This window comes from Streptomyces sp. bgisy027, assembly GCF_057710365.1.
Genome location: NZ_JBYIVZ010000044.1, coordinates 34,879 through 59,741, shown reverse-complemented (window position 1 = coordinate 59,741; position 24,863 = coordinate 34,879). Strand labels below are relative to the sequence as shown.

General features: G+C 71.3%; 22 protein-coding genes. 6 read left to right on the top strand and 16 right to left on the bottom strand.

The features are described from left to right. Positions 1 to 18: 18 nt before the first annotated feature. On the bottom strand, positions 19 to 1,164 hold the full coding sequence (hppD, locus tag AC3ETA_RS35155; protein ID WP_432196942.1) for a 4-hydroxyphenylpyruvate dioxygenase: 1,146 nt from the start codon (positions 1,162 to 1,164) through the stop codon (positions 19 to 21). 128 nt (positions 1,165 to 1,292) lie between these two features. Between hppD and AC3ETA_RS35150 the strand changes: the two genes are divergently transcribed. Genes AC3ETA_RS35150 through AC3ETA_RS35130 form a run of 5 tightly spaced genes read left to right on the top strand, consistent with a single transcriptional unit; the run spans position 1,293 to position 5,502 of the window. After that, complete coding sequence (locus AC3ETA_RS35150; protein ID WP_030950711.1) at positions 1,293 to 1,772, top strand: Lrp/AsnC family transcriptional regulator; 480 nt, start codon at positions 1,293 to 1,295, stop codon at positions 1,770 to 1,772. 26 nt (positions 1,773 to 1,798) lie between these two features. After that, positions 1,799 to 2,446, top strand: coding sequence for an ABC transporter permease (locus AC3ETA_RS35145; protein ID WP_432196941.1), 648 nt, complete (start codon positions 1,799 to 1,801; stop codon positions 2,444 to 2,446). Beyond that, positions 2,439 to 3,689, top strand: a complete 1,251-nt coding sequence (locus AC3ETA_RS35140) for a betaine/proline/choline family ABC transporter ATP-binding protein (RefSeq protein WP_432196940.1) — start codon at positions 2,439 to 2,441, stop codon at positions 3,687 to 3,689. The genes AC3ETA_RS35145 and AC3ETA_RS35140 overlap by 8 nt, the downstream gene beginning before the upstream one ends. Next, positions 3,686 to 4,546, top strand: a complete 861-nt coding sequence (locus AC3ETA_RS35135) for an ABC transporter permease (protein ID WP_432196939.1) — start codon at positions 3,686 to 3,688, stop codon at positions 4,544 to 4,546. The genes AC3ETA_RS35140 and AC3ETA_RS35135 overlap by 4 nt, the downstream gene beginning before the upstream one ends. After that, complete coding sequence (locus AC3ETA_RS35130; protein ID WP_432196938.1) at positions 4,543 to 5,502, top strand: glycine betaine ABC transporter substrate-binding protein; 960 nt, start codon at positions 4,543 to 4,545, stop codon at positions 5,500 to 5,502. The genes AC3ETA_RS35135 and AC3ETA_RS35130 overlap by 4 nt, the downstream gene beginning before the upstream one ends. 114 nt (positions 5,503 to 5,616) lie before the next feature. Here AC3ETA_RS35130 and AC3ETA_RS35125 read toward each other — a convergent pair whose 3' ends face one another. The 5 genes from AC3ETA_RS35125 to AC3ETA_RS35105 form a co-directional block, all read right to left on the bottom strand. Continuing rightward, positions 5,617 to 6,408: a S16 family serine protease gene (locus tag AC3ETA_RS35125; RefSeq protein WP_432196937.1), complete on the bottom strand. Its 792-nt coding sequence runs from the start codon at positions 6,406 to 6,408 to the stop codon at positions 5,617 to 5,619. Positions 6,409 to 6,496: 88 nt separating this feature from the next. Next, positions 6,497 to 7,606, bottom strand: coding sequence for an o-succinylbenzoate synthase (gene menC, locus AC3ETA_RS35120; protein WP_432196936.1), 1,110 nt, complete (start codon positions 7,604 to 7,606; stop codon positions 6,497 to 6,499). Continuing rightward, positions 7,603 to 8,376, bottom strand: coding sequence for a chorismate synthase (locus AC3ETA_RS35115; protein WP_432196935.1), 774 nt, complete (start codon positions 8,374 to 8,376; stop codon positions 7,603 to 7,605). Before AC3ETA_RS35115 ends, menC begins: the two co-directional genes overlap by 4 nt. 466 nt (positions 8,377 to 8,842) lie before the next feature. Further along, positions 8,843 to 9,484, bottom strand: a complete 642-nt coding sequence (locus AC3ETA_RS35110) for an IclR family transcriptional regulator (RefSeq protein WP_432196934.1) — start codon at positions 9,482 to 9,484, stop codon at positions 8,843 to 8,845. A 414-nt stretch (positions 9,485 to 9,898) separates the two neighbouring features. After that, positions 9,899 to 11,692: a DEAD/DEAH box helicase gene (locus AC3ETA_RS35105; protein ID WP_432196933.1), complete on the bottom strand. Its 1,794-nt coding sequence runs from the start codon at positions 11,690 to 11,692 to the stop codon at positions 9,899 to 9,901. A 223-nt stretch (positions 11,693 to 11,915) separates the two neighbouring features. Here AC3ETA_RS35105 and AC3ETA_RS35100 point away from each other — a divergent pair, with 223 nt between their 5' ends. After that, positions 11,916 to 12,287, top strand: coding sequence for an LPXTG cell wall anchor domain-containing protein (locus tag AC3ETA_RS35100; RefSeq protein WP_432196932.1), 372 nt, complete (start codon positions 11,916 to 11,918; stop codon positions 12,285 to 12,287). Positions 12,288 to 12,374: 87 nt separating this feature from the next. Here the strand turns inward: AC3ETA_RS35100 and AC3ETA_RS35095 are convergent, their stop codons facing one another. The 10 genes from AC3ETA_RS35095 to AC3ETA_RS35050 all read right to left on the bottom strand — a co-directional run bounded on the left by AC3ETA_RS35095 (position 12,375) and on the right by AC3ETA_RS35050 (position 24,848). Further along, positions 12,375 to 13,589: an SUKH-4 family immunity protein gene (locus tag AC3ETA_RS35095; RefSeq protein ID WP_432196931.1), complete on the bottom strand. Its 1,215-nt coding sequence runs from the start codon at positions 13,587 to 13,589 to the stop codon at positions 12,375 to 12,377. A gap of 302 nt (positions 13,590 to 13,891) precedes the next feature. Then, positions 13,892 to 16,201, bottom strand: coding sequence for a xanthine dehydrogenase family protein molybdopterin-binding subunit (locus tag AC3ETA_RS35090; RefSeq protein ID WP_432196930.1), 2,310 nt, complete (start codon positions 16,199 to 16,201; stop codon positions 13,892 to 13,894). After that, on the bottom strand, positions 16,198 to 17,880 hold the full coding sequence (locus tag AC3ETA_RS35085; RefSeq protein ID WP_432196929.1) for a (2Fe-2S)-binding protein: 1,683 nt from the start codon (positions 17,878 to 17,880) through the stop codon (positions 16,198 to 16,200). Before AC3ETA_RS35085 ends, AC3ETA_RS35090 begins: the two co-directional genes overlap by 4 nt. Further along, on the bottom strand, positions 17,877 to 18,770 hold the full coding sequence (locus tag AC3ETA_RS35080) for an FAD binding domain-containing protein (protein WP_432196928.1): 894 nt from the start codon (positions 18,768 to 18,770) through the stop codon (positions 17,877 to 17,879). The genes AC3ETA_RS35085 and AC3ETA_RS35080 overlap by 4 nt, the downstream gene beginning before the upstream one ends. Before the next feature lie 235 nt (positions 18,771 to 19,005). Beyond that, positions 19,006 to 20,616 carry a beta-N-acetylhexosaminidase gene (locus tag AC3ETA_RS35075; RefSeq protein WP_432196927.1) on the bottom strand — a complete coding sequence of 537 codons (1,611 nt, stop codon included), beginning with the start codon at positions 20,614 to 20,616 and terminating at the stop codon, positions 19,006 to 19,008. Between the two features lie 15 nt (positions 20,617 to 20,631). Beyond that, the gene (locus AC3ETA_RS35070) at positions 20,632 to 21,474 is read right to left on the bottom strand and encodes a carbohydrate ABC transporter permease (protein ID WP_432196926.1); all 843 of its coding nucleotides are present in this window, start codon (positions 21,472 to 21,474) and stop codon (positions 20,632 to 20,634) included. Positions 21,475 to 21,479: 5 nt separating this feature from the next. Next, entirely contained in the window at positions 21,480 to 22,481 is a 1,002-nt protein-coding gene (locus AC3ETA_RS35065; protein ID WP_432196925.1) for a carbohydrate ABC transporter permease, read from the bottom strand. Then, complete coding sequence (locus AC3ETA_RS35060) at positions 22,478 to 23,770, bottom strand: extracellular solute-binding protein (RefSeq protein ID WP_432196924.1); 1,293 nt, start codon at positions 23,768 to 23,770, stop codon at positions 22,478 to 22,480. The genes AC3ETA_RS35065 and AC3ETA_RS35060 overlap by 4 nt, the downstream gene beginning before the upstream one ends. 188 nt (positions 23,771 to 23,958) lie before the next feature. Next, positions 23,959 to 24,246, bottom strand: a complete 288-nt coding sequence (locus AC3ETA_RS35055) for a DUF3039 domain-containing protein (protein WP_030054422.1) — start codon at positions 24,244 to 24,246, stop codon at positions 23,959 to 23,961. A 29-nt stretch (positions 24,247 to 24,275) separates the two neighbouring features. Beyond that, on the bottom strand, positions 24,276 to 24,848 hold the full coding sequence (locus AC3ETA_RS35050) for a YqgE/AlgH family protein (RefSeq protein WP_030946849.1): 573 nt from the start codon (positions 24,846 to 24,848) through the stop codon (positions 24,276 to 24,278). Positions 24,849 to 24,863: the final 15 nt, after the last annotated feature.

Below are 24,863 nucleotides of genomic sequence, written 5' to 3'. Positions count from 1 at the left end.
GAGAGGCTCAGAGGGCCGTCACAGGTTTCCACGCTTGGCCTGCTCCCGCTCGATCGCCTCGAACAGGGCCTTGAAGTTGCCCTTTCCGAAGCCCATCGAACCGTGCCGCTCGATGATCTCGAAGAAGACGGTCGGCCGGTCCTGGACCGGCTTGGTGAAGATCTGCAGCAGGTAGCCGTCCTCGTCGCGGTCGGCGAGGATCTTCAGCTCGCGCAGGGTCTCGACGGGGACCCGGGTGTCGCCGACCCACTCGCCGAGCGTGTCGTAGTACGAGTCGGGGGTGTCCAGGAACTGGACGCCGGCCGCGCGCATCGTCCGTACGGTCGCCACGATGTCGTTCGTGTTGAGCGCGATGTGCTGGACGCCGGCGCCGCCGTAGAACTCCAGGTACTCGTCGATCTGGGACTTCTTCTTGGCGACGGCGGGCTCGTTGATGGGGAACTTGACCTTGAGCGTGCCGTCGGCCACCACCTTCGACATCAGCGCGCTGTACTCGGTGGCGATGTCGTCGCCCACGAACTCCTTCATGTTCGTGAAGCCCATGACCTTGTTGTAGAAGCCGACCCACTCGTTCATCCGGCCGAGTTCGACGTTGCCGACGCAGTGGTCGATGGCCTGGAAGGTGCGGTGGGCGGGCGGTTCGACGATCGGCTTCGCCGCCACGAAGCCGGGCAGGTACGGGCCGTCGTAACCGGTGCGCTCGACCAGGGTGTGGCGGGTCTCGCCGTACGTCGCGATGGCGGCCAGCACGACCGTGCCGTGCTCGTCCTTCACCTCGTACGGCTCGGCCACCGAGCGGGCGCCGTGCTCCAGCGCGTAGGCGTACGCGGCCCGGGCGTCCGGGACCTCGATCGCGAGGTCGACGACGCCGTCGCCGTGCTCGGCCACGTGCTGGGCGAGGAAGTGGCCCCAGGCTGTGGCGGGCTTGATGACGGAGGTGAGGACGAACCGGGCGGAGCCGTTCTCCAGCACATAGCTCGCGGTCTCGCGGCTGCCGTTCTCCGGTCCGGAGTAGGCCACGAGACGCATGCCGAATGCGGTCGAGTAGTAGTGCGCCGCCTGCTTGGCGTTGCCCACGGCGAAGACGACCGCGTCCATTCCCTTGACCGGGAAGGGGTCGGCCTGCCGGGCGGTGTCGGGAGTGTGGTGTGTGGTCTGCGTCATAGGCGCAGCCTCACTCCGATACGGCAAGGTGCGCAATAGTTTGGTTTTTCACTGGTCAATATGTTCAGTGCTGGGTCCGTTTCTGCGGGCTGTCTGTACAGGATGACCACCCCACCAGGGAGGCTGCTGTGGCGATCGATCATCTGGACGGTCGGATCATCGTGCTGCTGGCGCGCGAGCCGCGGATCGGGGTGCTGGAGATGTCCCGGCGGCTGGGGGTGGCCCGCGGGACCGTGCAGGCGCGGCTGGACCGGCTTCAGTCGAACGGAGTCATCCGCGGATTCGGTCCCCAGGTGGAACCGGCCGCGCTCGGCTATCCGGTCACCGCGTTCGCCACGCTCCAGATCCGCCAGGGGCAAGGACCCGACGTACGGGCGCACTTGGCGACCGTGCCGGAGGTGCTGGAGCTGCACACGACCACCGGGACCGGGGACATGATGTGCCGGCTCGTGGCGCGCTCCAACGCCGATCTTCAGCGTGTGATCGACCGGGTTGTCGGCTTCGATGGGATCGTCCGGGCCTCCACCGCGATCGTGATGGAGAACCCTGTTCCGCTGCGGATCATCCCGCTGGTGGAGCAGGCGGCACAGGACACGGCCGACAACTAGCCCGCGACCCGGTGGGGTGAGTGCGTGTGAGCTTCTGGGACTACCTGGGCAACCGCCACCAGCAGCTGTTCGCCGACGCCCTCCAGCACGCCAGCGCCGTCCTGCAGTGCATGGTGGTGGCGACCGTGATCGGGGTGCTGATCGGGGTCGTCACCTATCGCAGCGAGTGGGCCGGCAACTTCGCCACACTGACCACCTCGGGCATCCTCACCATTCCGTCGCTGGCCATGATCGGTCTGCTCATCCCGATCGTGGGTCTTGGCGTGGCGCCCACGGTGATCGCGCTGACGCTGTACGGGCTGCTGCCGATCGTGCGCAACTCCATCGTCGGGCTGCGCGGGGTCGACCCGTCCCTGGTGGACGCGGCCAAGGGCATCGGGATGTCCCGGCTCACCCGGCTGCTGAAGGTGGAGCTGCCGCTGGCCTGGCCGCCGATCCTGACCGGGATCCGGGTCGCCACACAGATGCTGATGGGCATCGCGGCGATCGCGGCGTACGCCTCCGGCCCCGGCCTGGGCAATGTCATCTTCCGCGGCCTCGCCTCGCTGGGCAGCGCGAACGCGCTGAACCAGGTGCTCGCGGGCACGGTCGGGATCATCATCCTGGCGCTGCTGTTCGACGCCGCGTACGTCCTGCTCGGGCGGCTGACCATCTCCAGGGGGATCCGTGCCTGAGGACAGCGGCCCGGGCGGCCACCACGGCGCCTCCATCGAGCTGGAGAACCTGTCGAAGCAGTATCCGGGCAGTCCGACGCCGGCCGTCGACAACGTGAACATGGAGATCAAGGCGGGCGAGGTCGTCATCTTCGTCGGCCCCTCCGGGTGCGGGAAGTCGACGACCCTGAAGATGATCAACCGGCTGATCGAGCCGACCGGCGGCCGTATCCGCATCGACGGCGAGGACGTCACCGACATCGACCCGGTGAAGCTGCGCCGCAAGGTCGGCTACGCGATCCAGTCGGCGGGGCTGTTCCCGCACATGACGGTCGCGCAGAACATCGCGCTCGTCCCGAAGATGATCGGCTGGTCGAAGGCCCGGATCGCCTCGCGGGTCGAGGAACTGCTCGATCTCGTCGGGCTGGACGCCGGGGAGTTCCGCGGCCGGTATCCGCGGCAGCTGTCCGGCGGACAGCAGCAACGCGTGGGCGTGGCACGGGCGTTGGCGGCCGATCCGCCGGTGCTGCTGATGGACGAGCCGTTCGGCGCGGTCGACCCGATCACCCGTGATCACCTCCAGGACGAGCTGATCAGGCTCCAGCACGAGCTGCACAAGACGATCGTCTTCGTCACGCACGACTTCGACGAGGCGATCAAGCTCGGTGACCGTATCGCCGTGCTGCGCGAGCAGTCGCACATCGCCCAGTTCGACACCCCCGAGGCGATCCTCACCAACCCGGCGGACGACTTCGTCTCCGGCTTCGTGGGCGCCGGGGCGGCGCTGAAGCGGCTGAACCTGTCCCGGGTGCGGGACGTGGAGATCACCGACTATCCGACGGTGACCGTCGACGACCCGCTCCAGGAGATCTTCAACCGGCTCCGCTCCAGCGGCACCAACGAGATCCTGCTGCTCGACAAGCGGGGCCGGCCCTACAAGTGGCTCCGGCGCGGCGACCTGATGCGGGCCCGGGGTTCGCTGGCGCGGGCCGGGACGCTGGTGAGCGACACGGTGACGCGGGACGCCACGCTGCGGGACGCCCTGGAGGCGGTGCTCACCGACAACGCGGGGCGGGTCGTGGTGACCGGGCGGCACGGTGAGTACACGGGCGTCGTCGACATGGAGACGCTGATGAACTCCGTGCACGAGCTGCTGGACGCCGACCGGCTGGAGGCGCTGGAGGCCCAGCACGAGCTGGAGGGGGCGCGGGCGGAGCGCACGCACGCCGAACAGGAGGGCGAGGGAGGGGGGATGAAGGCGTGAGTACTCCCGAGGCCCCCAGGACGCCCCGGGCGCCGGAGACGTCCTCGGAACCCGATGTTCCCGGGACCGGCGAAGGCGCGGGGTCCGGCGAGGCCGCGTACTCCTCGCACGTGCGGCGCCCGTTCCGGAAGCTGAGCTGGCAGCAGCTGACGATCGTGCCCGCGATGCTGGTGGTGATCCTGCTCGCGACCTGGCTGTGGTTCCAGCAGGCCGACCTCGACGCGGTCTCCGAGAACGCGCTGTCGAACGGTCAGGTCTCCCAGGCCCTGTGGGAGCACATCGAACTCACGGCGATCTCCACCTTCTTCGTACTGATCATCGCGATCCCGCTGGGGATCCTGCTCACCCGGCGGACGTTCCGCAGGGCGACGCCGGTGGCGGTGGCGTTCGCCAACATGGGCCAGGCGACCCCGGCGATCGGGCTGCTCGCGCTGCTGGTGATCTGGCTGGGCATCGGCCGCAGGGCAGCGCTGATCGGCATGATCGCGTACGCCGTGCTGCCCGTGCTGTCCAACACGATGGCCGGTCTCCAGGCGAACGACCCGACCATGCTTGAGGCGGCGCGCGGCATCGGCATGTCGCCGCTGGGGGTCCTGTCCCGGGTGGAACTCCCCCTGGCGGTCCCGCTGATCCTGGCGGGCGTGCGCACGGCCCTGGTCCTCAACGTCGGTACCGCGACCCTGGCGGTGTTCGGCGGGGGCGGCGGCCTCGGCGTGCTGATCACGGCCGGTATCACCAACCAGCGCATGCCGGTCCTGGTCCTCGGCTCGATCCTCACGGTCAGTCTCGCCCTGCTGGTGGACTGGCTGGCGGCGCTGGCGGAAGTGCTGCTGCGGCCGCGGGGGCTGGACCTGTGAGGCGGCCGACGGTCCTGTGGACGGCCGGGCTGCTGGTGGCGGCCGCCGGGTGCGGTCTGACCAGCGGCTCCCCCATGGTCGACGACGTACGGCCCGGGACGATCGGCCGGGGCGAGCCGCTGAAGGGCGCCGAGCTGACGGTGACGTCGAAGTCGTTCACCGAGCAGCTCATCCTCGGCGCGATCATGGGCATCGCGTTCCAGGCGGCCGGCGCGGACGTGCTCGACCGCACCGGCATCCAGGGGTCCATCGGCAGCCGGGAGGCGGTCCGCAAGGGCGACGCGGACGCCGGGTACGAGTACACGGGCACGGCCTGGATCACGTATCTCGGGCACAGCGATCCCATCACCGACCCGCAGGCGCAGTGGGAGGCGGTGCGCAAGGAGGACGCGAAGAACGGACTGACCTGGCTCGCGCCGTCCGCGCTGGACAACACCTACGCGCTGGCGATGAACCAGGACAACCACAGGAAGTACGGCACGAACGACCTCTCGGAGGTCGCCGCGCTGTCGAAGTCCGACCCCGCGGCGGTGACGCTGTGCGTGGAGGTCGAGTTCGCCAACCGGGCGGACGGGCTGCCGGGGATGCAGAAGGCGTACGGCATGAGCATCCCGACGAAGAACATCACCCAGATGGACACCGGCATCATCTACACCCAGGTCGCCAAGGGGACGTGCACCTACGGCGAGGTCTTCACGACCGACGGCCGCATCAAGTCCATGAACCTCGTGGTCATGGACGACGACAAGCACTTCTTCCCCAACTACAACGCGGCCCCGGTGATCAACACCAAGACCCTGAAGAAGTGGCCGGCCATCACGGAGGTCCTCGACCCGATCACCGAGAAACTGAACAACTCCGTCGCCCAGGACCTGAACGCGAAGGTGGACGTGGACGGCGAGGATCCGCATCAGGTGGCGCTGGACTGGATGAAGCGGGAGGGGTTCGTGAAGTAGGGGACGACGCCCGTTCGCTGCGCGGACCCGCGCATCCCCTGAGGATGGAGCTGCTCGGCGCTGCGGCCGACGCCTTTCCGGGACCTGCACTCCCCGATCGGCCGCGCTCGCGCACTAGCAGCTCGGCACGGAACCCTTCCCCGACTCCAGGGACTGCAGTGCGCTCACCGCGCCTTTCAGGGTGGTCACCGGTACCAGGCGCAGGCCCTTGGGGAGTTCGGCCTTCGCGTCGCCGCACTCTTCCCTGGGGACCAGGAAGACCGTGGCGCCGTCACGGTCGGCCGCCTGGGTTTTCAGGGAGACGCCGCCCACCGCGCCGACCTTGCCGGCGGGATCGATCGTGCCGGTGCCGGCGATGGTGCGGCCGCCGGTGAGGTCGCCGCCGGTGCCGTCGCCGTTGAGCTTGTCGATGATGCCGAGGGAGAAGAGGAGGCCGGCGCTGGGGCCGCCCACGTCCGCGAGCTTCAGGGTGACCTTGACGTCCTTGTCGTTCAGGTCGAGGTAGTTCAGCGCGGCCTCGGTCGCGTCGTCCTGCGACTCCCGCATCTGCTCGGTGTTGAACTGCTCGATCTCCCGCGTGCTGCGCCCGCTCGGATAGACCGAGTCACGCGGCATGACCGCCTTGTCCGTGCTGAACCACGCGTCGATGACATCGCCGAGCGAGACGTCCGCGTCGGGCGAGGTCGCCTCGATCGTCGTCATGCGCAGCTGGCCGGTGGTGTCCCGGGTCGGCGCACCGGAGATCGTGATCACCTGCTCGCCCCTGTTCTCGCCCAGCACGTCCGCCGTCAGGCCGGGCTGCGTCAGCGAGAACGGCAGTGGCGCGAAGGCCGCCGTGGCGAGCAGGGCCACGACCGGGAGAGCGCAGACGGCGATGGCCCGGGGGCGCGTGAGACGAGAGAACACGGGATCAATCTAACGTGACGGCGGGTTCCGGCCAGGCGCAGGTCGGAGCTGCCCAGGCTGCCCCACCGAGGTCACGGACCAGGGCTGGTCAGGTCACGTACAGGTCTCGCCGCTCCCGGGTGAAGCGCCGCAGGGCCTCCGGCAGCGGCCGCACCCCGATGCCCGGCGTCCGCGGCACCGGCAGATGCCCGTCCACCAGCACGAACGGCTCGGTGATGTCCTCGGCGAAGTAGCGGCCGGACGCGGAGGTGTCCCCGGGCAGCGTGAAACCGGGCAGGGCGGCCAGCGCCAGGTTCGCCGCCCGGCCGATCCCCGTCTCCAGCATGCCGCCGCACCACACCGGCACCCCGTGCGCGTGCGCCACGTCGTGCACCCGCCGCGCCTCCAGGTATCCCCCGACCCGCGCGGGCTTGACGTTGACCACCCGGCAGGCGTCCATCGCGATGGCGGAGGCGGTGTCGCGGGCGTTGTGCAGGGACTCGTCCAGGCAGACGGGCGTCGTGACGCGCTGCTGGAGGCGGGCGTGGGCGTACAGGTTGTTCTCGTCCAGCGGCTCCTCGATCAGCAGCAGCCCGAACTCGTCCAGCCGCCGCAGGTGCTCGGCGTCCGCGAGGGTGTACGCCGTGTTGGCGTCGACCTGGAGCGGCAGGTCCCACCCGAAGCGGTCCCGCACCGCCCGTACGGGTTCGAGATCCCACCCCGGCTCGATCTTCAGCTTGATCCGCACGTATCCCTCGGCGAGATAGCCCTCGACGGCGTCCAGCAGCTCGGCGAGCGTGCGCTGGATCCCGACCGACACCCCGGCCGGCACCCGCTCGCGCACCGCCCCGAGATACGTGGCCAGCGACATCCCGTACGACCGCAGCTCCGCGTCCAGCACCGCCGTCTCCAGCGCCGCCTTCGCCAGCTCGTGACCCTTGACGCCGGCCATCGCGGGCCCGAGGCGGGCCCCGGCGAGCACGGGGAGCGCGGCGACGCGCGGCAGCAGGAAGTCCCGCAGCACGATCTCCGCGCCGGCCACGAACTCCGAGCAGTACCCCGGCTCCGGGTCCGCCGCGAACTCCGACCAGCCCTCGGCGGCGTCGGTGACGACGTGCAGCAGGAAGGTGTCCTTCGTCGTCATCGTGCCGAAGGACGTACGGAAGGGGCTGACCAGCGGAATCGCCACATGGACGATCTCGACGCGTTCGAGCTTCACGAAGCGGCCTCCCGGCGGGTGAGCGTGTACCAGCCGTCCCGAGACATACCCGTTGCGAGGAATCCGTCCGCGAAGGCCTTCGTGAAGACGTCCCGTACGGCCCGCCGCCAGCGCAGCGCCAGCTGGGCATCGGCGGCCCGCAGCGCCACGACGTCGTCCGGCACCCGGCACCAGACGTGCCGGTCGGAGACGTCGCGGCGGGCGAGCGGGCCGCCGTCGGGGGCGGTGTGGGTGGTGGGCGCGGCCTCGCGCTCGGCGGGTCCCGCGACGCCTTCGTGCCGCCCCGGCTCGATCAGGTCCCAGCTCACCGCGAGCCGGTCGGTCTCGTCGCCGTCGTTCACGCCGTCCGCCATGGGGCCGTAGAAGTCGACGAGGTACTCGGTGCCCTCGGCGCCCAGCTTGACGAAGTTGAAGCGCGCGTTGCGCCCGACCAGCGGATCGAAGGTCCAGCGCATGGTGCGTGCCCCCAGCTCCACCGCCCACGCGCGCTGCGCCTCCTTGAGCCGCACCCCCAGCCCCCGTTCGGCGGCGGCCAGCACGGAGTACACCTCTCTCGACAGCGGCGGCCCGAACACGGCCACACAGGCACCGGCGAGCCGCTCCCCCTCGAACGCGGCGTGCACGGCCCCGCCCGCGTGGGCGATGCTGTGCAGTGTCTCGGGCAGTAAGGGCGGTGCGGTGCGGGGCGTCTGCCATACGTCGCTGAAGTAGTCGGCGACCGCGGCGAACCCGGCAACGTCGTGAACCGTGCGGATGCTGAGTGAGGTCATGGGTCGAGTGTCGGAGGTGGCACGAGCCCTGCCTAGAGCGCCTACGCACCACAGTGCGCACGGCCCGGCCACCACCCCGTCACGGCCCTGCGGTCAGCGGCCGGCTCTGCCACCACCCGTCACGGCCCCTGCCGCCATCGGCCGGCCCGGCCACCACACGTCACGGCCCCTGCCGTTCAGCGACCGGCCCAGCCACCGTCGATCACGGCCCTCGCCGTTCAGCGACCGGCCCAGCCACCACCCATCACGGCCCCTGCCGCCAGCGGTCAGCCCAGCTACCGCCCATCACGGACCCCACCGCCAGCGGTCAACCCGGCCACCGCCCATCACGGCCCTTGCCATTCAACGGCCGGCCCAGCCACCGTCGACCACGGCCCCTGCCGCCGACGGTCAAACCCAGCCACCACCCATCACGGCCGCTGCCGCCAGCGGTCAACCCAGCCAACACCCATCACGGCCCCCACCGTCAGCGCAGGGCCTCGGCCACCTCCTTGGCGGCGTCCACGACCCGCGGTCCCACCCGCTCCGGCACCGAGTCGGCCAGCATCACCACACCCACGCTGCCCTCGACCCCGGTCACCCCGAGCAGCGGCGCGGCGGCCCCGCTGGCTCCCGCCTCCAGTTCACCGTGGGTCAGCGTGTAGCCGGGTTCATCCGTCGACTGCTGCCGGGCGGAGAGTATGGCCCGGCCCGCGGCACCGCGGTCCAGTGGGTGCCGGAATCCGGCCCGGTAGGCCACGTGGTAGTCGGTCCAGGTCGGCTCGACCACGGCGACGGCGAGCGCCTCCGTGCCGTCCACCAGCGTCAGATGGGCCGTCGCCCCGATGTCCTCGGCGAGCGAGCGCAGCGCCGGCAGCGCGGCCTCGCGCACCAGAGGGTGCACCTGTCGGCCCAGTCGCAGCACCCCGAGTCCGACCCGGGCGCGGCCGCCCAGGTCGCGGCGTACGAGGGCGTGTTGTTCCAGCGTGGCGAGGAGCCGGTACACAACGGTCCGGTTCACGCCCAGTTTGTTGGAAAGCTCGGTGACGGTCAGCCCGTGGTCCGTATCGGCCAGCAGTTTGAGGACACGCAGTCCCCGGTCGAGCGTCTGAGAGGTCTCCGCGGTCACGACGCCCACTCCTTAGTGGTGAGGTCGGCGGCCCCCTCGCGGCGGATGCGTCACCGAGTCCCGTCGGTGACGCGCTACAGAGGCCGCCGATCGGCCTGCGGTCCGGCATTCCGGACCGCGTCGCTTCACGGCTGCGCTCCGCGGCGGCGCTGCCACGGGGCGTGTGCGTAGGCGGACATTAGCGAAGCCGGTTCGCTGAGCGGAAGGCTCCGTCCAGAATCCGGGCATCGGCCGGTACGGACCACGCCCGTTCATCCTGATATGTACGGCACGCACAGCGCTCCGAGGAGGCGCGAAGCGCCCTGAGGAGCGGGCCTGGCGGGCTGCCGCGCCTTCGGGGCGCGCGGGGAACTGCGCGACCAGCCCCCACCGGCCCGCGCCCGAACCGCAAACGGCGCCCCTCGACCCGCGGCGTCACTTCATCCGCGTGGCCCACTCCTGCACCTTGGAGATCCGCTGCCGCAACTGCCCGGCGGTGGCCTCCGCACTCGGCGGCCCCCCGCACACCCGTCGCAGCTCGGTGTGGATCACCCCGTGCGGCTTGCCGCTCTGATGCACATACGCGCCGACCATCGTGTTGAGCTGCTTGCGCAGCTCCATCATCTCCTTGTGCGAGACGACGGGCCGCCGCTCGGCGGGCAGCTCCAGCAGATCCGCCTCGGAGTCCGGCTTCTTACGGCTGTGCGCGATCTGCCGCGCCTGCCGCTTCTGGAGCAGCATCTGCACCTGATCGGGCTCCAGCAGCCCCGGGATCCCGAGGTAGTCCTGCTCCTCCTCGCTGCCCGGGTGGGCCTGCATGCCGAACTCGGCACCGTCGTAGAGGACCCGGTCGAAGACGGCCTCCGACTCCAGCGCCTCGAAGGAGAACTGCTCCTGCTCGCCGGTGTCCTCGTCCTGCTCCTTGTTCGCCTCCTCCATCTCCTTCTCGGACTCGGCGTACGGGTCCTCCTCGCCCTCCTTCTTCGGCTTGTCGAGGGCGTGGTCCCGTTCCACCTCCATCTCGTTGGCGAAGGTGAGCAGGTCGGGGACGGTCGGCAGGAACACGGACGCGGTCTCGCCGCGCCGCCGGGACCGCACGAAACGACCGACGGCCTGGGCGAAGAAGAGGGGCGTGGAGATGGTGGTGGCGTACACGCCGACGGCGAGCCGGGGGACGTCGACGCCCTCCGACACCATCCTCACCGCGACCATCCAGCGGTCGTTGTTGCCGCTGAAGTCGTCGATCCGCTGGGACGCCCCGGCGTCGTCGGAGAGGACGAGGGTCGCCCTGCTGCCGGTGATCTCGCGGATGAGCTTGGCGTAGGCGCGCGCGGAGTCCTGGTCGGAGGCGATGACGAGGGCGCCGGCGTCCGGGATGCCCTTCCTGACCTCGGTCAGCCGCTGGTCGGCGGCGCGCAGCACGCTCGGCATCCACTCGCCGCGCGGGTCGAGGGCGGTGCGCCAGGCCTGCGAGACGGCGTCCTTGGTCATGGGCTCGCCGAGCCGCGCGGCGATCTCATCGCCGGCCTTGGTGCGCCAGCGCATGTTGCCGCTGTAGCTCAGGAAGATGACCGGCCGGACGACATGGTCGGCGAGCGCGTTGCCGTATCCGTACGTGTAGTCGGCTGCGGACCGCCGGATCCCGTCGTTCCCCTCCTCGTACGTCACGAAGGGAATGGGGTTGGTGTCGGACCGGAACGGCGTACCGGTGAGGGCGAGTCGCCGCGTGGCCGGCTCGAAGGCCTCGAGGCAGGCCTCGCCCCAGGACTTGCTGTCACCGGCGTGGTGGATCTCGTCGAGGATGACGAGGGTCTTGCGCTGCTCGACGCGGTTGCGGTGCAGCATGGGCCGTACGCCGACACCGGCATAGGTCACGGCGACGCCCTGGTAGTCCTTGCCGAGCGGGCCGGCGCTGTACTCCGGGTCGAGCTTGATGCCTATGCGCGCCGCCGCCTCCGCCCACTGCTTCTTCAGGTGCTCGGTCGGCGCGACCACGGTGACCTGCTGCACGACATGGTGGTGCAGCAGCCAGGAGGCCAGGGTGAGGGCGAAGGTCGTCTTGCCGGCGCCCGGCGTGGCGACCGCGAGGAAGTCACGCGGCTGCTCCTGGATGTACTTCTCCATCGCGCCCTGCTGCCAGGCACGCAGCTTGCTGGCGGTGCCCCAGGGGGCGCGGCCGGGGAAGGCGGGGGACAGATGGTGCGAGGAGGAGGCGGCGGTGGTAGTCACGGTCTCCGTAAAGGGGTTGGGCGGCTCGGCTACGTATGACAACCGGGCCACCCTACCGGCGCCCCGACGGTGCCCGGGCGCGGACGAGGCCGCGTCACACACGGGTGGGACCGACGTCACAACCGGCGCAGCCGCCCCGCGATCACTGCGATGTCGCTCTCGTCACCGGAGGCGACATCGATGACGAGGGCGTACGCGAGCAGAGGAGGCCGCGCCCGCCCTGGTGATCTCGAATCTGCCGAGCACGTCCCCCAAGCCGGGCGACGTGTACGACGAGAACGTCGTCATCACCAACAAGGGCACCGCGGCCGCGGACGGCGTCACCTTCCGGGTCCGGCTCACCCCCACCACGGGCGGCAACGACCACGAGGGCCAGTCCACCGGCGGCACGGGCTCCACCGGCGGCTCCGGCGCCACGTCGGCCGGCACCTCGACCGGCGGTTCCTCCACCGGTTCCGTCGAGGGCAACCTGGCGAGCACCGGCTCCGACGGCACCCCGCTGATCGCCGGTGCGGCGGCCGCCGCGGCGGCCCTCGGCGGCGGACTGATCCTCGCCGTGCGCCGGCGCCCGGTGACCGCGGCCAAGTCCTCCTGACCGTCCGGTCGTCCTGAGGATCTCTTCCCCGACGCCGGCATCGGGCCGGGCGGCTCCCGGCCGGATACCGGCGTCAGTCGTACGCGGTCACGCCATCCGCACCGGCTGGCGCGGCCCGCCCACCGATTCGAGCACCCCGCTCGCCTCGTCCTGGAACACCTCGGTCCAGTAGTGCCGGCCGTCCCTGCCCGCCCTGGTGCCGGTCGGGTCGACCGTCGACAGGACCTGGAGCATGGTCATGGCCAGCTGGTCGTAGGCGTCGCTGGTGAGCGCGTGCCCGGACTCCTCGTCCATCGCCTGCTCGCGGTGCAGCAGCCAGAGCGTGAAGGCCAGCGTCGAGACGTCCGTATTGAGCGGGAACAGTCTCGCCTCGGACTCGCTCCAGTTCAGCACCGCACCCGACTCGCCGTCGACGACCAGGCTGTTGTCCTCGACGAGATGGCCGAGGCGGATCAAGTGATCGGCGCGGGCGGGGAGTTCGGCTTCAGGGTCGACCTCGGCGTAGTACTCGGCCAGCGTCGGCAGGGAGACGTCCGGGTCGAGGGAGAACAGGAAGCCGTCCTCGGGCAGGCCCACTTCGCGCAGGAAGCGGCGCGTCGGCTCGTGGGTGAGCGTGCCGGGGAAGTCGACGTCCTCGAAGCGCACCACCTGGCGCCGGCCGAACTCCTCGTCCAGCAGCCGCGCCGGCAGGTCCAGGGCGAGCCCCGACACCCCGGCCCGGCCGGCGACGAGCGCCAACGGCCGGATCAGCGCGGCCATCCTCCAGAACGGCGCGGGCTCACCGCCCGTGCCCTCCTCGAACACCGCCAGCAGATGCCGGGAGGCCTCCGCCACCGCCTTGGGGCCGTACCGGCCGACGTAGGAGGCGAACTGGCCGCGCAGGCCCGCCAGTTCGTCCGTGGCCTCCGCGAAGCGCACCAGGGTCCGCAGGGACGGCGCCAGGGGGCGGCGGTCCATCAGGTCGGGGCGGTCGTGCAGGAAGTGCGTCGTCGAGATCTCCCCCGTGATGCCGTCCAGCAGGACGGACTCCGTCTCCAGGCCGCCGGGACCGAGCAGCCCGCCTATCACCAACTGGTCCCTGAGCCCGGCCGCCAGCCGGTCCTCGGGGTCGCCCGTCGAGTCCGCGACCGTCCGCAGACCGTCACGGCCGAGCTCGGCGAAGGTCAGCACACCGCTGTCGCCGGGCAGTCCGGGTCCGGTCAGCCAGCGTCGCGTCGACGCGTGCGTGACGTACGGATCCAGCTCGGCCTCGGTCAGGACGATCGCTGCCTCGGCGACGTGAGTCGTGGTCGTCGTGCTCATGGCTCCCCCGCATGCGCTTTCTCGCCACCCCGGGCACGACACGGCCTGCCGACCGGCCCGTCGGACCCGGCCGCCGTCCCCACTGCCCAGAACACTACGCGCCACCACTGACAACGCCCCGGGACCAGCACACCCACTGACAGCGCTTCACATCAGTAGACGCTCGACACACCCCGGAACGTTCCCTCTTCGCTGGAATCGCTCCCACGAGCTCCGCCGGCGAGCGGGACGAACCGGGAATCCGGCGCACATCGGGAACGTCCGTGGTCCTGCCGGCCGGACCGGTCGGCCGACCGGCCGGCTCACTGCGCGTTGACCACCGCGGCCTGCGGCCGGATCGGCAGCCGGTTCACGGGACGGCCCGTCGCCGCGCGCACGGCCGACGCGACGGCCGCCGGCGACGTCACCACCGGCACCGCGCTGACCGCCTTCGCGCCGAAGGGCGCGACCACGTCCCGCTCCTCGACCAGCTTCACGATCCGGATGTCGGGGGCGTCCAGGGCCGTCGGCAGGGAGTAGCCCGTCAGATCAGGGTGCCGGATCAGGCCGCGTGCCGAGCGCAGGTTCTCCGTGAGCGCTATGCCCACGCCCTGCGTCACGCCCGCCTCGATGCGCGCCTGAAGCTGCGCGGGGTTCAGCACCCGCCCGACGTCCTGGGCCAGCGCCAGCTCGACCACGCGCACCGAGCCCAGCTCGATGTCGACGTCGACCACCGCGCGGATCGCGCAGAAGGACATGCCCACGAAGGCGTCGCCCTGGCCGGCGTCGTTCAGCGGTTCGGTCGGATGCGGCCGGCACTGGGCCGTCGCCCACAGCTCCTTGCCGTCCATCGCCTCGGTGACGGTGGTCGACAGGACGCCGTCGTACGACGTGATCTTGCCGTCGGTGATCTGGAGCAGCTCGGTGGACATGCCGAACTTGTGCGCCAGGGGCTGGAGCAGCTGCGTACGGACCATCTTGGCCGCCCGCTCCACCGCGCCGCCCGACACCCAGGTGTGACGGCCGCGGCAGCCGGCGCCCGCCGGGGGCTGGTCGGTGTCCACGGGTGCCACGTGCACCTCGTCGATGCCGAGGGTCTCCTGGACGATCTGCCGGGCCAGCGTCGTGAAGCCCTGGCCGGTCTCGACGGCCGCGCACAGCACCGTCGCCACGCCGTCGTGGACCTTCACGGTCGCCGTGGAGACCTCGTCCGCGCCCTCGGCCCCGAGCATGTGCACCATGCCCAGGCCGTAGCCCACGCCCCGGCGCACGGCACCCGGTTCGCCCGCGCCCTCGGGGCCGCCGGGCAGCAGCCACTCGTCCTCGGGGGTGTCCTTGGGCAGGGCCGGAAGCGGGTAGTCCCGTACGGCCTGCAAGAGCTCCGCCACCGGGGCCGGGCAGGTCACCGTCTGGCCCGTCGGCAGGACGTCACCGGTGGCCAGCGCGTTGCGCAGGCGCAGCTCGGCCGGGTCGACGCCGAGCTTCTTGGCCAGCTTGTCCATCTGCGCCTCGTAGGCGGCGCAGACCTGCATGGCGCCCTCGCCGCGCACATGGCCGGAGGGCGGGTTGTTGGTGCGTACGGCCCAGCCCTCGATGAAGGCGTTCGGGACGACGTACGGACCGCAGGCGAAGCCGACGGCGGCGGCCAGTGCCTCGGCGGAGGTGTCGGCGTAGGCGCCCGCGTCCAGCAGGATCTGCGCCTCGACCTTGACCAGCTTGCCCTCGGTGTCCGCGTGGTGGCGGTACCGCAGGAGGGTCGGGTGCCGGTGGGTGTGGCCGAGGAAGGACTCCTCGCGCGTGGCCGTCAGCTTCACCGGGCAGCCGGTCTTCAGCGCCAGCAGGCCGAGCGGGAGTTGGAAGCCCTGGTCCTCGCGGTCGGCGGTGGCGCCGGGCACGCCGGTGACGACGACCTTGACGCGCTCGGGCTCCAGGCCGTAGCAGGCGGCGGCCCGGTCGCGGTCGGTGTGCGGGTCGGTGGAGGCGAGGTAGAGCTCCACGCCGCCGTCGGGCCGCGGCACGGCGAGCCCGGCCTCGGCGCCGATCGGGGCCGGGTCCTGGCGGCCGATGCGGTACAGGCCCTCGACGACGATGTCGCCGGCCGCGTCCGGGTCGCCGTGGCGCAGCGGGATGTGCCGGATCAGGTTGCCGTCGGGGTGCAGCGGCTCGGCCTCGAAGGCCTGCTCGGGGTCGGTCACCGGGTCGAGCGTCTCGTACTCGACGATGACGGCCGCGGCGGCCAGCCGCGCGGTGTCCGGGTGGTCGGCGGCGACGGCGGCGATGGGCTCGCCGTGGTGGCGTACGACCTCGGAGGCGAAGACCGGGCGGTCGGCCTTGCCGCGCCCGAGCAGCGGGCTGCCCGGCACGTCCTCGTGCGTGACGACGGCCCGAACGCCGGGCATCTCGCGCGCGTGGGCGGTGTCGATGGACTTGATGCGCGCGTGCGGGTGCGGCGAGCGCAGTACGGCCGCCCACAGCAGGCCCTCGGCCCACAGGTCGGCCGCGTACGGGAACGTGCCCTCGGTCTTGGCACGGGCGTCGGCGGCCTGCAGGGAGGCGCCGAGGCCGTGCGGGATCGGCTCGGGGGCGGGTGCTGCCTCCGCGGCTGTGGTCGCGGTGGCGGCTTCGTTGCTCACGCCTGGCCTCCGTCCTGGCCGTACGCCTGGTCATGCGATCCCCTGGCGCCGCGCGGCTCGAACGCCGACGGGTGCACCCCGCCGGCCCCCGGGCCCGCCTGGTGAGGGATACGCGGCTCGTCCCCGTCCTGTTCGCCGTCGTCGGCCCCGGTGTGCGCCTCGCGCTCGGCGACGACTTCCTTGACGGCGTCCACCACGCCCCGGTAGCCGGAGCAGCGGCACAGGTTGCCGCACAGTGCCTGGCGGGTCTCCAGCTCGGTCGGCGCCGGGTTGCCCTCCAGCAGGTCGTGCACGGTCATCGCCATGCCCGGCACGCAGAAGCCGCACTGCACGGCGCCGCAGCGTGCGAGTGCCCGCTGCACGTCCGAGGGCTGTCCGTCGGCGGCCAGGCCCTCGACGGTGCGGACCTCGCTGCCGGCGGCGGTCACGGCGGGCACCAGGCAGGACGCGACGAGCCGTCCGTCGACCTGCACGTTGCAGGCGCCGCACTCGCCCTGCGAGCAGCCGTCCTTGGCGCCCGCGAGGCCGAGCCGTTCGCGCAGCACGTAGAGCAGCGACTCGCCGATCCAGGCGTCCGAGACGGGCCGGTCGGCGCCGTTGACGCGCAGGACGTAGGAGGCCAGGGGGTGTTCCTCGCCGGGCAGCGGCGGCGCGTCGGCGGCCTGCTCGGAGTCCTCGGCGGCCTCGGTGCCCGACTCGCCGTCGGGTGCGCTCTCGGCGGAGGGCTCCGCGGGGCCCTGGGGGGCCTCTGCGGCGGGTGGGGCGTCCGTGGCGTCGGAGTCGGCCTCGCCGGCCCCCGGAGCGGCCTGTGAGGGCTCTGGAGCGCTTTCGGCGGAGTCGGCGGCGGGCCGCTCGGAGCGGCTCGGGGCGAACGCGCCGGGCTCCACACGCGCGTGGGGCTCCGCGCCGGGTGCCGCGGACGGGTCGTCGTCCCGGCCGAACGCGGCGGACGCGGGCCCGGTTCCGACGGGCCGCCGGACGGGGTGCCCGCCGGCGGGTGCGGCGTGCGGGTCGTCGGCGTGCGGTCCCGGCTGTCCGGGAGCGTGCTCGGCATCGGTGGGGCGCGCGGGCGCGGTTCCCAGCGCCTCGGCGGCCGCGGCTTGCGCCTGCTGTCCCCAGGGCTGCCCGGTCGCCTGCGTCGCCCACGGTGCGGCCGCGCCGCCCGGCAGCGTGGCCGGCGGGGTGCCGCCGCCCCACTGCTCGACGAGCGAGGACGTGGTGAACTCGCCGGATTCGTCCGGAAGGTCGCCTCCGGCGACGGGGATCGACCACTGCCCGGTGACGTCCTGACCGGACGCGCCGGTGTCCTGGCCCGCCGGGGTCTCGGAGAAGTTCCACTGCTGGGTGGCGCCGGGGTGGTACGTGAACCGGTCGCCGCCCGGCTCCTGCGGGGCGTTCGGGTCGGGCCAGCGGTCGCCCTCGGCGGGGGTGCCGGCGGCGGGCCAGCCGCCGGGGGCCGCGGGGTCGGTGCCGGCGCCCGGCGCGACCGTTATCTGCGGCGGGACGTACCCGTGGCCGGGCGCGGCGAGCGGGCTGTCGGAGTTGGCCAGGAGGGCGTCGATGCCCCCTTCGGGGAGCTTGACGAAGGCGGTGGCGCCGTCGTCGTACTCGCCCTGGGGCAGCGGGTCCCAGCGGCCCGCGCCCTGGGGCGTGCCCCCTTCGTGCCGGTCGTCGGTCACGACAGCGCCCTCCCCAGTGCTCGTCGGGCCAGCGCGGCGACGGTGCGCCGCAGGTGCAGTACGGCGGGCGGATGCTGAGTCACGGAGCCGTCCTCGGCCGGGGCCGGGTCGGGGATGCAGGCCGCGGCGACGTACTCACCGAAGGCGTTGAGCGCCTCGGGGACGACCGCGCGGTTGTTGTCCCAGTCGATCAGCTGGGCGACCCACTGCTCGGCCTCCAGGGGCCTGAGCGGCATCGGCGCTATGGCACCGACGGCGCACCTGACTCCGCGCCGGGCGGGGTCGAGCACGACCGCGACGGAGGCCATGGCGCGCCCGGGGCCGGTGCGGCCGGTGGCCTTGAGGAAGACCTGCGGGGCGTGCAGCAGCGGCACGCGCACGTAGCCGATGAGTTCGCCGGCGCGCAGCATCTCCATGCCCGCCAGCAGGTGGGACACCGGGATCTCCCGGCGGGCTCCGCCCGGGCCCGCGACGATCAGGGTCGCTTCCAGAGCGGCGAGCACCGGCAGCGCGTCACCGGTCGGGGAGGCCGAGGCGATGTTGCCGCCGAGGGTGCCGGCATTGCGGATCTGCGGCGGGCCCGCCGCGCGCGCGGCGGCGGCGAGCGCCGGGATGAGGGCCGCGAAGTCGGGGCGGCCCATGCGCGCGTGCGTGAGGCCCGCGCCGAGCAGCGCGTGGCCGTCCTGGTACTGCCAGCCGCGGATCTCGCTGATCCGGCCGAGGCCGACCAGCGCGGCGGGCCTGAGCTGCCCGGAGTTGACGGCGGCCATGAGGTCGGTGCCGCCCGCCACGGGCACGGCGGCGGGCATGGCGGCGAGTGCCGCCACGGCTTCGTCCAGCGTCGTGGGCAGCGTCACGGCCTGCGCCGCCTGCGGTGCGTGCGTGGTCAAACCGGCTGCCCCTTCCCGCTGCCCCACCTGGTCCCGCCTGTGTTGCCGTACGGTACGTGCTGACAGGGCGGACGTGGCAACTCTGGCACATCTTCGCAGGGCACGAAGACAGGGGTCCGCTAGGAGGCATTCGCCCACCTGATCAGGGAGATGGTCCGTTTTCGCACGGCATCTCCCGGCATCACCAGTGCGTACCGATTGACACTCTTCGGTGACCCCTTGCCGGTTTTTTCCATTATCTGTTCGGGGGCGGGCCGTCGATCGGCCGGCCCGGCACTCCGGGCCTCCGCTGCCAGGGCCGCGGTCCCGTGGGTGGCCGGTACGCGACCCCCATGGCGTCAAGTCGCCCGTAGTGGGCGGCCAGTCGGCGCTCGAAGCCCGCGAAGTCCCGTTCCGCCGGGGCGGGCAGACCGCTCCAGGCCACCTCGGCGAAGGCGGCGAGGCGCGGAAACGCCTGGTAGTCGACGCGCGCCCGGTCCTCCATCACCTCGGTCCACAGGTTGGCCTGCGTGCCGAGCACGTGCCGGGCCTCGTCGGGCGTCAGCTCCGCGGGAACGGGCTCGAACCGGTAGACGTCCTCCAGGGTGCGCACGTAGCCGATCGGCACCGGCTCGTCGGCGCCCGCGTCCTGACGGTGGTCCAGATACACGCGCTGCTCCGGGCACATGACGACGTCGTGACCCGCGCGGGCCGCCGCGACCCCGCCCGCATATCCGCGCCACGACGAGACGGCCGCGCCTTTCGCGAGTCCGCCCTCCAGAATCTCGTCCCATCCGATGAGCCGGCGCCCGCGCGCGGTGAGCCAGCTGTCGAAGTGGCCGATGAACCACGCCTGGAGCTCGTCCTCGTCCTTCAGCCCGAGTTCCCTGATGCGCTCCTGCGCGGTCGGCGACTGCCGCCACTGGTCCTTGAGGCATTCGTCGCCGCCGACGTGAATGAACTCCGAGGGGAACAGCTCCAGGACTTCCTCGAACACCCCCTCGTAGAAGCGCAGGGTGTTGTCAGTGGGGGCGAGTACGTTCGGATTGATCCCCCAGGTGTCCCAGACGGAGAGGGCGGTGGTGTCGATGACGTCGGTGTTGCCGAGTTCCGGGTACGCGGCGATGGCGGCCTGCGAGTGTCCGGGTACGTCGATTTCCGGGACCACGGTGATATGCCGCTCGGCGGCGTACGCGACGATCTCGCGGATGTCGTCCTGGGTGTAGTAGCCACCGTGCGGCTTCTCCTCCCACAGCGGGGATGCCCGATGGCCGAATTTCGTGCGGGCCCGCCAGGAGCCGGCCTCGGTGAGCCGGGGGTACTTCCTGATCTCGACGCGCCAGCCCTGGTCGTCCGTCAGATGGAAGTGGAAGACGTTCAGTTTGTGCGCGGCCAAGAGGTCCAGGTAGCGCAGTACGCCGTCCTTGGGCATGAAGTGCCGGGCCACGTCGAGCATGACGCCGCGCCAGCGGAACCGGGGGGAGTCCTGGATCTCCGTCAGGGGCAGCCGCCACGTACGGCCGGGAAGGGGTGCGCGCCGGAAGGCGTCGGGGCCGAGAAGCTGCAGCACCGTCTGGGCGCCCCAGAAGACACCGGCGGGCGAGCCACCCCTGATGTGGACGCCATGAGGGGCGACGACCAGGCGGTAGCCCTCGGCGTCGAGGCCGGGACGGACGGACAGGTGCAGGACGTCGTGCTCGTCCCCCTTCTTGGGCGGCAGCGCGAGCCCGGTCGCCGCGCCGAGCGTCGCACGCAGCCACCGCGCGGTGTCCTCGGTACCCGGCCCGGCCTCGATCCCGCAGCCGGCGCCGAGTTCGAAGAAGCCCCCGGCCCGCTCCGTCCGGTGAGGCAGTGGAATGAGATCCATGAATGATCAGGCCTTTCAGTCCTTGACCGCGCCGCCCAGCCCCGACACCAGCCGTCGCTGCACGAGCACGAAGAAGATCAGTACCGGAATCGTCATCACCGTGGAGGCCGCCATCACACCGCCCCAGTCCGGCTCGTCCGGCTTGTAGAAGACGAGCAGGGCCATCGGCAGGGTGGACTGCGAGGTGTCGCTGATGATGAAGGACTTGGCGAACAGGAAGTCGTTCCAGGCCGAGATGAAGGAGAAAACGCTTGTGGCGACCAACCCCGGGAAGACCAGCGGGAAAAGGATCTGCCACAGGAATCGCGACCGGCTCGCCCCGTCGATGTACGCGGCCTCCTCCAGGGCCTCGGGAACGGCCTTCACAAACCCCCGCAGCATCCAGATCGCGAAGGGCAGCGAGAAGGCGATGTGCGGCAGGATCAGCGACCCCAGCGTGTTCAGTTGGCCGAAGTCCCGCATGAGGAAGAACAGGGGGATCGTCAGGGCCTCCACCGGCACCATCTGGGCCACCAGAAACATGATCAGCAAGGTGGTCCGGAAGCGGAACCGGAATCGTGTCACCGCGGTCGCCGCGAGAAACGCGATGAGGGCCGAGGCGATCACGACGGTGCACGCGACGACGAGGCTGTTGACGAAGTAACGGCCGAATTCGTTCTGCTCGAAGACCCGCCTGAAGGAATCCAGGGAAGGGTCCAGCGTCCACGGCCGCGGCTCGCTCGACTCGATCTCCCCGGCCGGTTTGAAGGCGCCGAGCACCATCCAGTACAGCGGAAACGCCACCACCACGGCGATCAGCAGCGCGGACGCCTCCGCGAGCAGCCGCCAGGGCCGCCGTACGAGCCGCGTCGGATTCATGGAACTCACAGCTCCTCCCCCTGTCTGCGCAGCAGCCGCAGATACACGAGCGTCACCGCCAGCAGGATCAGCAGCATCACCACGCCGATCGCCGAGCCGAGGCTGTACTGCGAGGACGCGAACGCCTTCTGGTAGGCGTACACGTTCAGCACGAGGTTCTGGCCGGCGATGCCGCCGCCGCCCGTCATGACGTAGATCTGGGTGAAGACCTTGAAGTCCCAGATCACCGACTGGATGGTGACGACGACCAGGATCGGCCGCAGCATCGGCGCCAGCACCGAACGCCAGATCCGCCACTGCGAGGCGCCGTCCAGCGCGGCGGCCTCCAGCACCTCGGCCGGGACGGAGCGGATACCGGCGTACACCGTGACCATCACGAACGGGAAGGAGCACCACACCACTTCGAGCAGCACCAGGAAGAAGGCGCTGAACCGCCCGTAGGTCCAGGAGTGGTCGCCGAGCCCCAGCAGCCGGTTCACCGGCCCGAAGTCCGGGTCGAACAGGAACAGCCACACCGTCGACCCGGTGATGGCCGGTGTCGCCCACGCCCCCAGCGCGGCCAGCATCAGCGCCAGCCGCGGCACGGCACGGACCCGCGTCAGCAGCACGGCGAGCGCACAGCCGACGGCGAGCGTCGAGGCGACACAGGCCGCCGCGAAGACGACGGTGGCGAGCAGCACCTGCCAGAACTGCGGGTCCGAGAACAGCTCCGAGTAATTCCCGAATCCCCGGAAGGTGGTCGGCTCCCCACCGCTGACCTGGGCCTGGGTGTACTGGAAGAGCGAGATCAGCCCGAGCTGATAGACGGGGTAGACGAGCAGCCCGCCGAGCACGACGAGGGCGGGGGCGAGATAGAGCCAGGGTGTCTTCTGATTCCGCCCGCGCGGACGCCGGTAGGGGCGCGGGGCCGCGTTGAATCTGCGGCCACCGCCGCGTGTGCGCGACAAGCCACCGGCGGCCGGCACGCGCGACCGATCCGCAGCCCCCACCCGGGTAGGAACTGTCATCCGACGGACCCAAACGCCCCATCCATCTTCTTCGCCGCATCCCCAGCAGCCCCGGCGACATCCTTCTTACCGCTGATGACCTCTTGGAACATCGTCGGCAGGACGAGCGACGAGTCGATCTCCGACCAGGCCGGCGACGCGGGCACGAACTTCGTCCCCGAGGCCAGCGTCTCGACGAAGGGCTTCACGTACGGCGTCTCCGCCGCGGCCTTCTCCCGCACGTCTCCGAACGTCGGCAGGAACCCCATCGCGTCGAACATGGACGCCTGCGTCTCCTTCGAGGCCAACTGCTCCATCAGCCGGACCGCCAGCGTCCGGTGCGAGGTGCTCTTCAGGACGCCGATGTTGTTGCCCCCGGCGAACGCCGGCGCGACGGACCCGGCCTTCACTCCCGGCAGCGGCACGACCGCGTACTTGCCCTTGACCTTCCCGGCCTCCACGGCCGCGTGACTGAAGTCGCCGGCGATCGCCATGCCCGCCTTGCCGGCCGCGAACGCGGTGACCGTGTCGTTGCCGCCCATGCCCGCGCACTTGGCGGCGGGACAGTTGTCGTCGGAGAAGAGGGACGTGTACTCCTCGATGCCCTTCCGCGCGGCCTCGCTGTCGATGGCCGAGGCGTACGAGCCGCCCTTGCCGGTGGCGAGCTCGCCGCCGTTGGCCCACACGAACGGCATCGCGCCGTACGTGTACGCCCCGCCCACCACGAGCCCGTACAGCTCGGGCTCGGCGGCGCGGATCTTGCGGGCCGTCGTCGCCAACTCGGCCATCGTCCCCGGCACTTCGAGGCCGAGGTCCTCGAAGATGTCGGTGCGGTAGTACAGGGCGCGCACGCCGACGTAGAAGGGGGCGCCGTAGATCTTGCCGTCCACGGTGACGGACTGCCTGGCGGTGGGGTCGGTGTCCTTGGACTCGCTCCAGTCGCCGAAGTCCCTCGTGACGTCGAGGAGTCCGCCGTCCTTCACGTAGCCGGCGGTGTCGGTGTTGCCGTACTCGATGACGTCGGGGGCGGACTTCGGGTCGTTGAAGGCGGCCTTCACGCGCTGGGCGCGGGTCTCGACCGGGATGTACTCGACGTCGACCTTCGCGCCCTCGTGCTTCTTCTCGAAGTCGGCGACGACGGAGTCGACGACCTTCTCCTTCGGCTCGTTGCCGACCTCCTGGAACAGCCAGACCCGCAGGGTGCCGGTCTTCTCGTCCTTGTCGGAGGAGGCGTTGTCGGAGGTCTGGGGAGCGCAGGCCGTGACGGCCAGGGCGGTGAGCAGTACGGCGAGTCTGGGGGCGAGCTTCATGGAGCGGTCCTCCGGGCGTGCGTTGCAACATATGCAATGACGGTTTCGCTCTGCACAACGCAACGGAGCCTAGGGACTGCGTGAACATGTCCACAAGAGGTCTCAACCACTTCGTGACACGCGAAGGCCCCCGGGGCGCGCCGAAACGCGCCCCGGGGGCCTTCGTGGACCTCGGACGGGAGGGAGGGCTACTTCTTGTCGCCGCCCTTGCCCTTGTCGTCGCCGCCGGCGCCCATGGACTCGTAGATCTCCTTGCACATGGGGCACACGGGGTACTTCTTCGGGTCGCGGCCGGGCACCCAGACCTTGCCGCACAGCGCCACGACGGGGGTCCCGTCGAGGGCGCTCGCCATGATCTTGTCCTTCTGGACGTAGTGGGCGAAGCGCTCGTGGTCGCCGTCGCCGTGGGAAGTCTGCGGCGTGGGCTCGACGAGGGTCCCCGTACCAGTCCCGCGCTCGGGCTCGAGAGTGCTCATACCGCCAAGAGTACTGAAGCTCACATGCATCAGTTGAGCGACGGGTCGTCCGGGTACGTGGCCACCATCGCGAGCTCGTTGCGCTGGCGGCGCAGCACCGAGCGCCAGAGTCCCTCCGGGGACGGCGAGGACACGTCACCCGGCTCGGACTCCACGACGTACCAGGCGCCCTCCACCAGCTCGTCCTCCAGCTGGCCGGGGCCCCAGCCGGCGTAACCGGCGAAGATTCTCAGGGAGCCGACGGCCGAGGCGAGCAGCTCCGGCGGTGCCTCCAGGTCCACGAGGCCGATCGCGCCGTGCACCCGGCGCCAGCCCAGCGGGGCGCTCTCGCCGTTCGCGTCACCGGGGATGACCGCCACGCCGAGCGCCGAGTCCAGGGACACCGGGCCGCCCTGGAAGACGACACCGGGCTCGCCGGCGAGGTCGGCCCAGCCCTCCAGGATGTCGCCCACGTCGACGGGGGTCGGACGGTTGAGGACGACGCCGAGGGAGCCCTCCTCGTCGTGGTCGAGAAGGAGCACCACCGCGCGGTCGAAGTTCGGGTCCGCCAGGGCGGGCGTTGCCACGAGCAACCGCCCTGTGAGCGAGGACACCTCGGTCATGCCAGACATGATCCC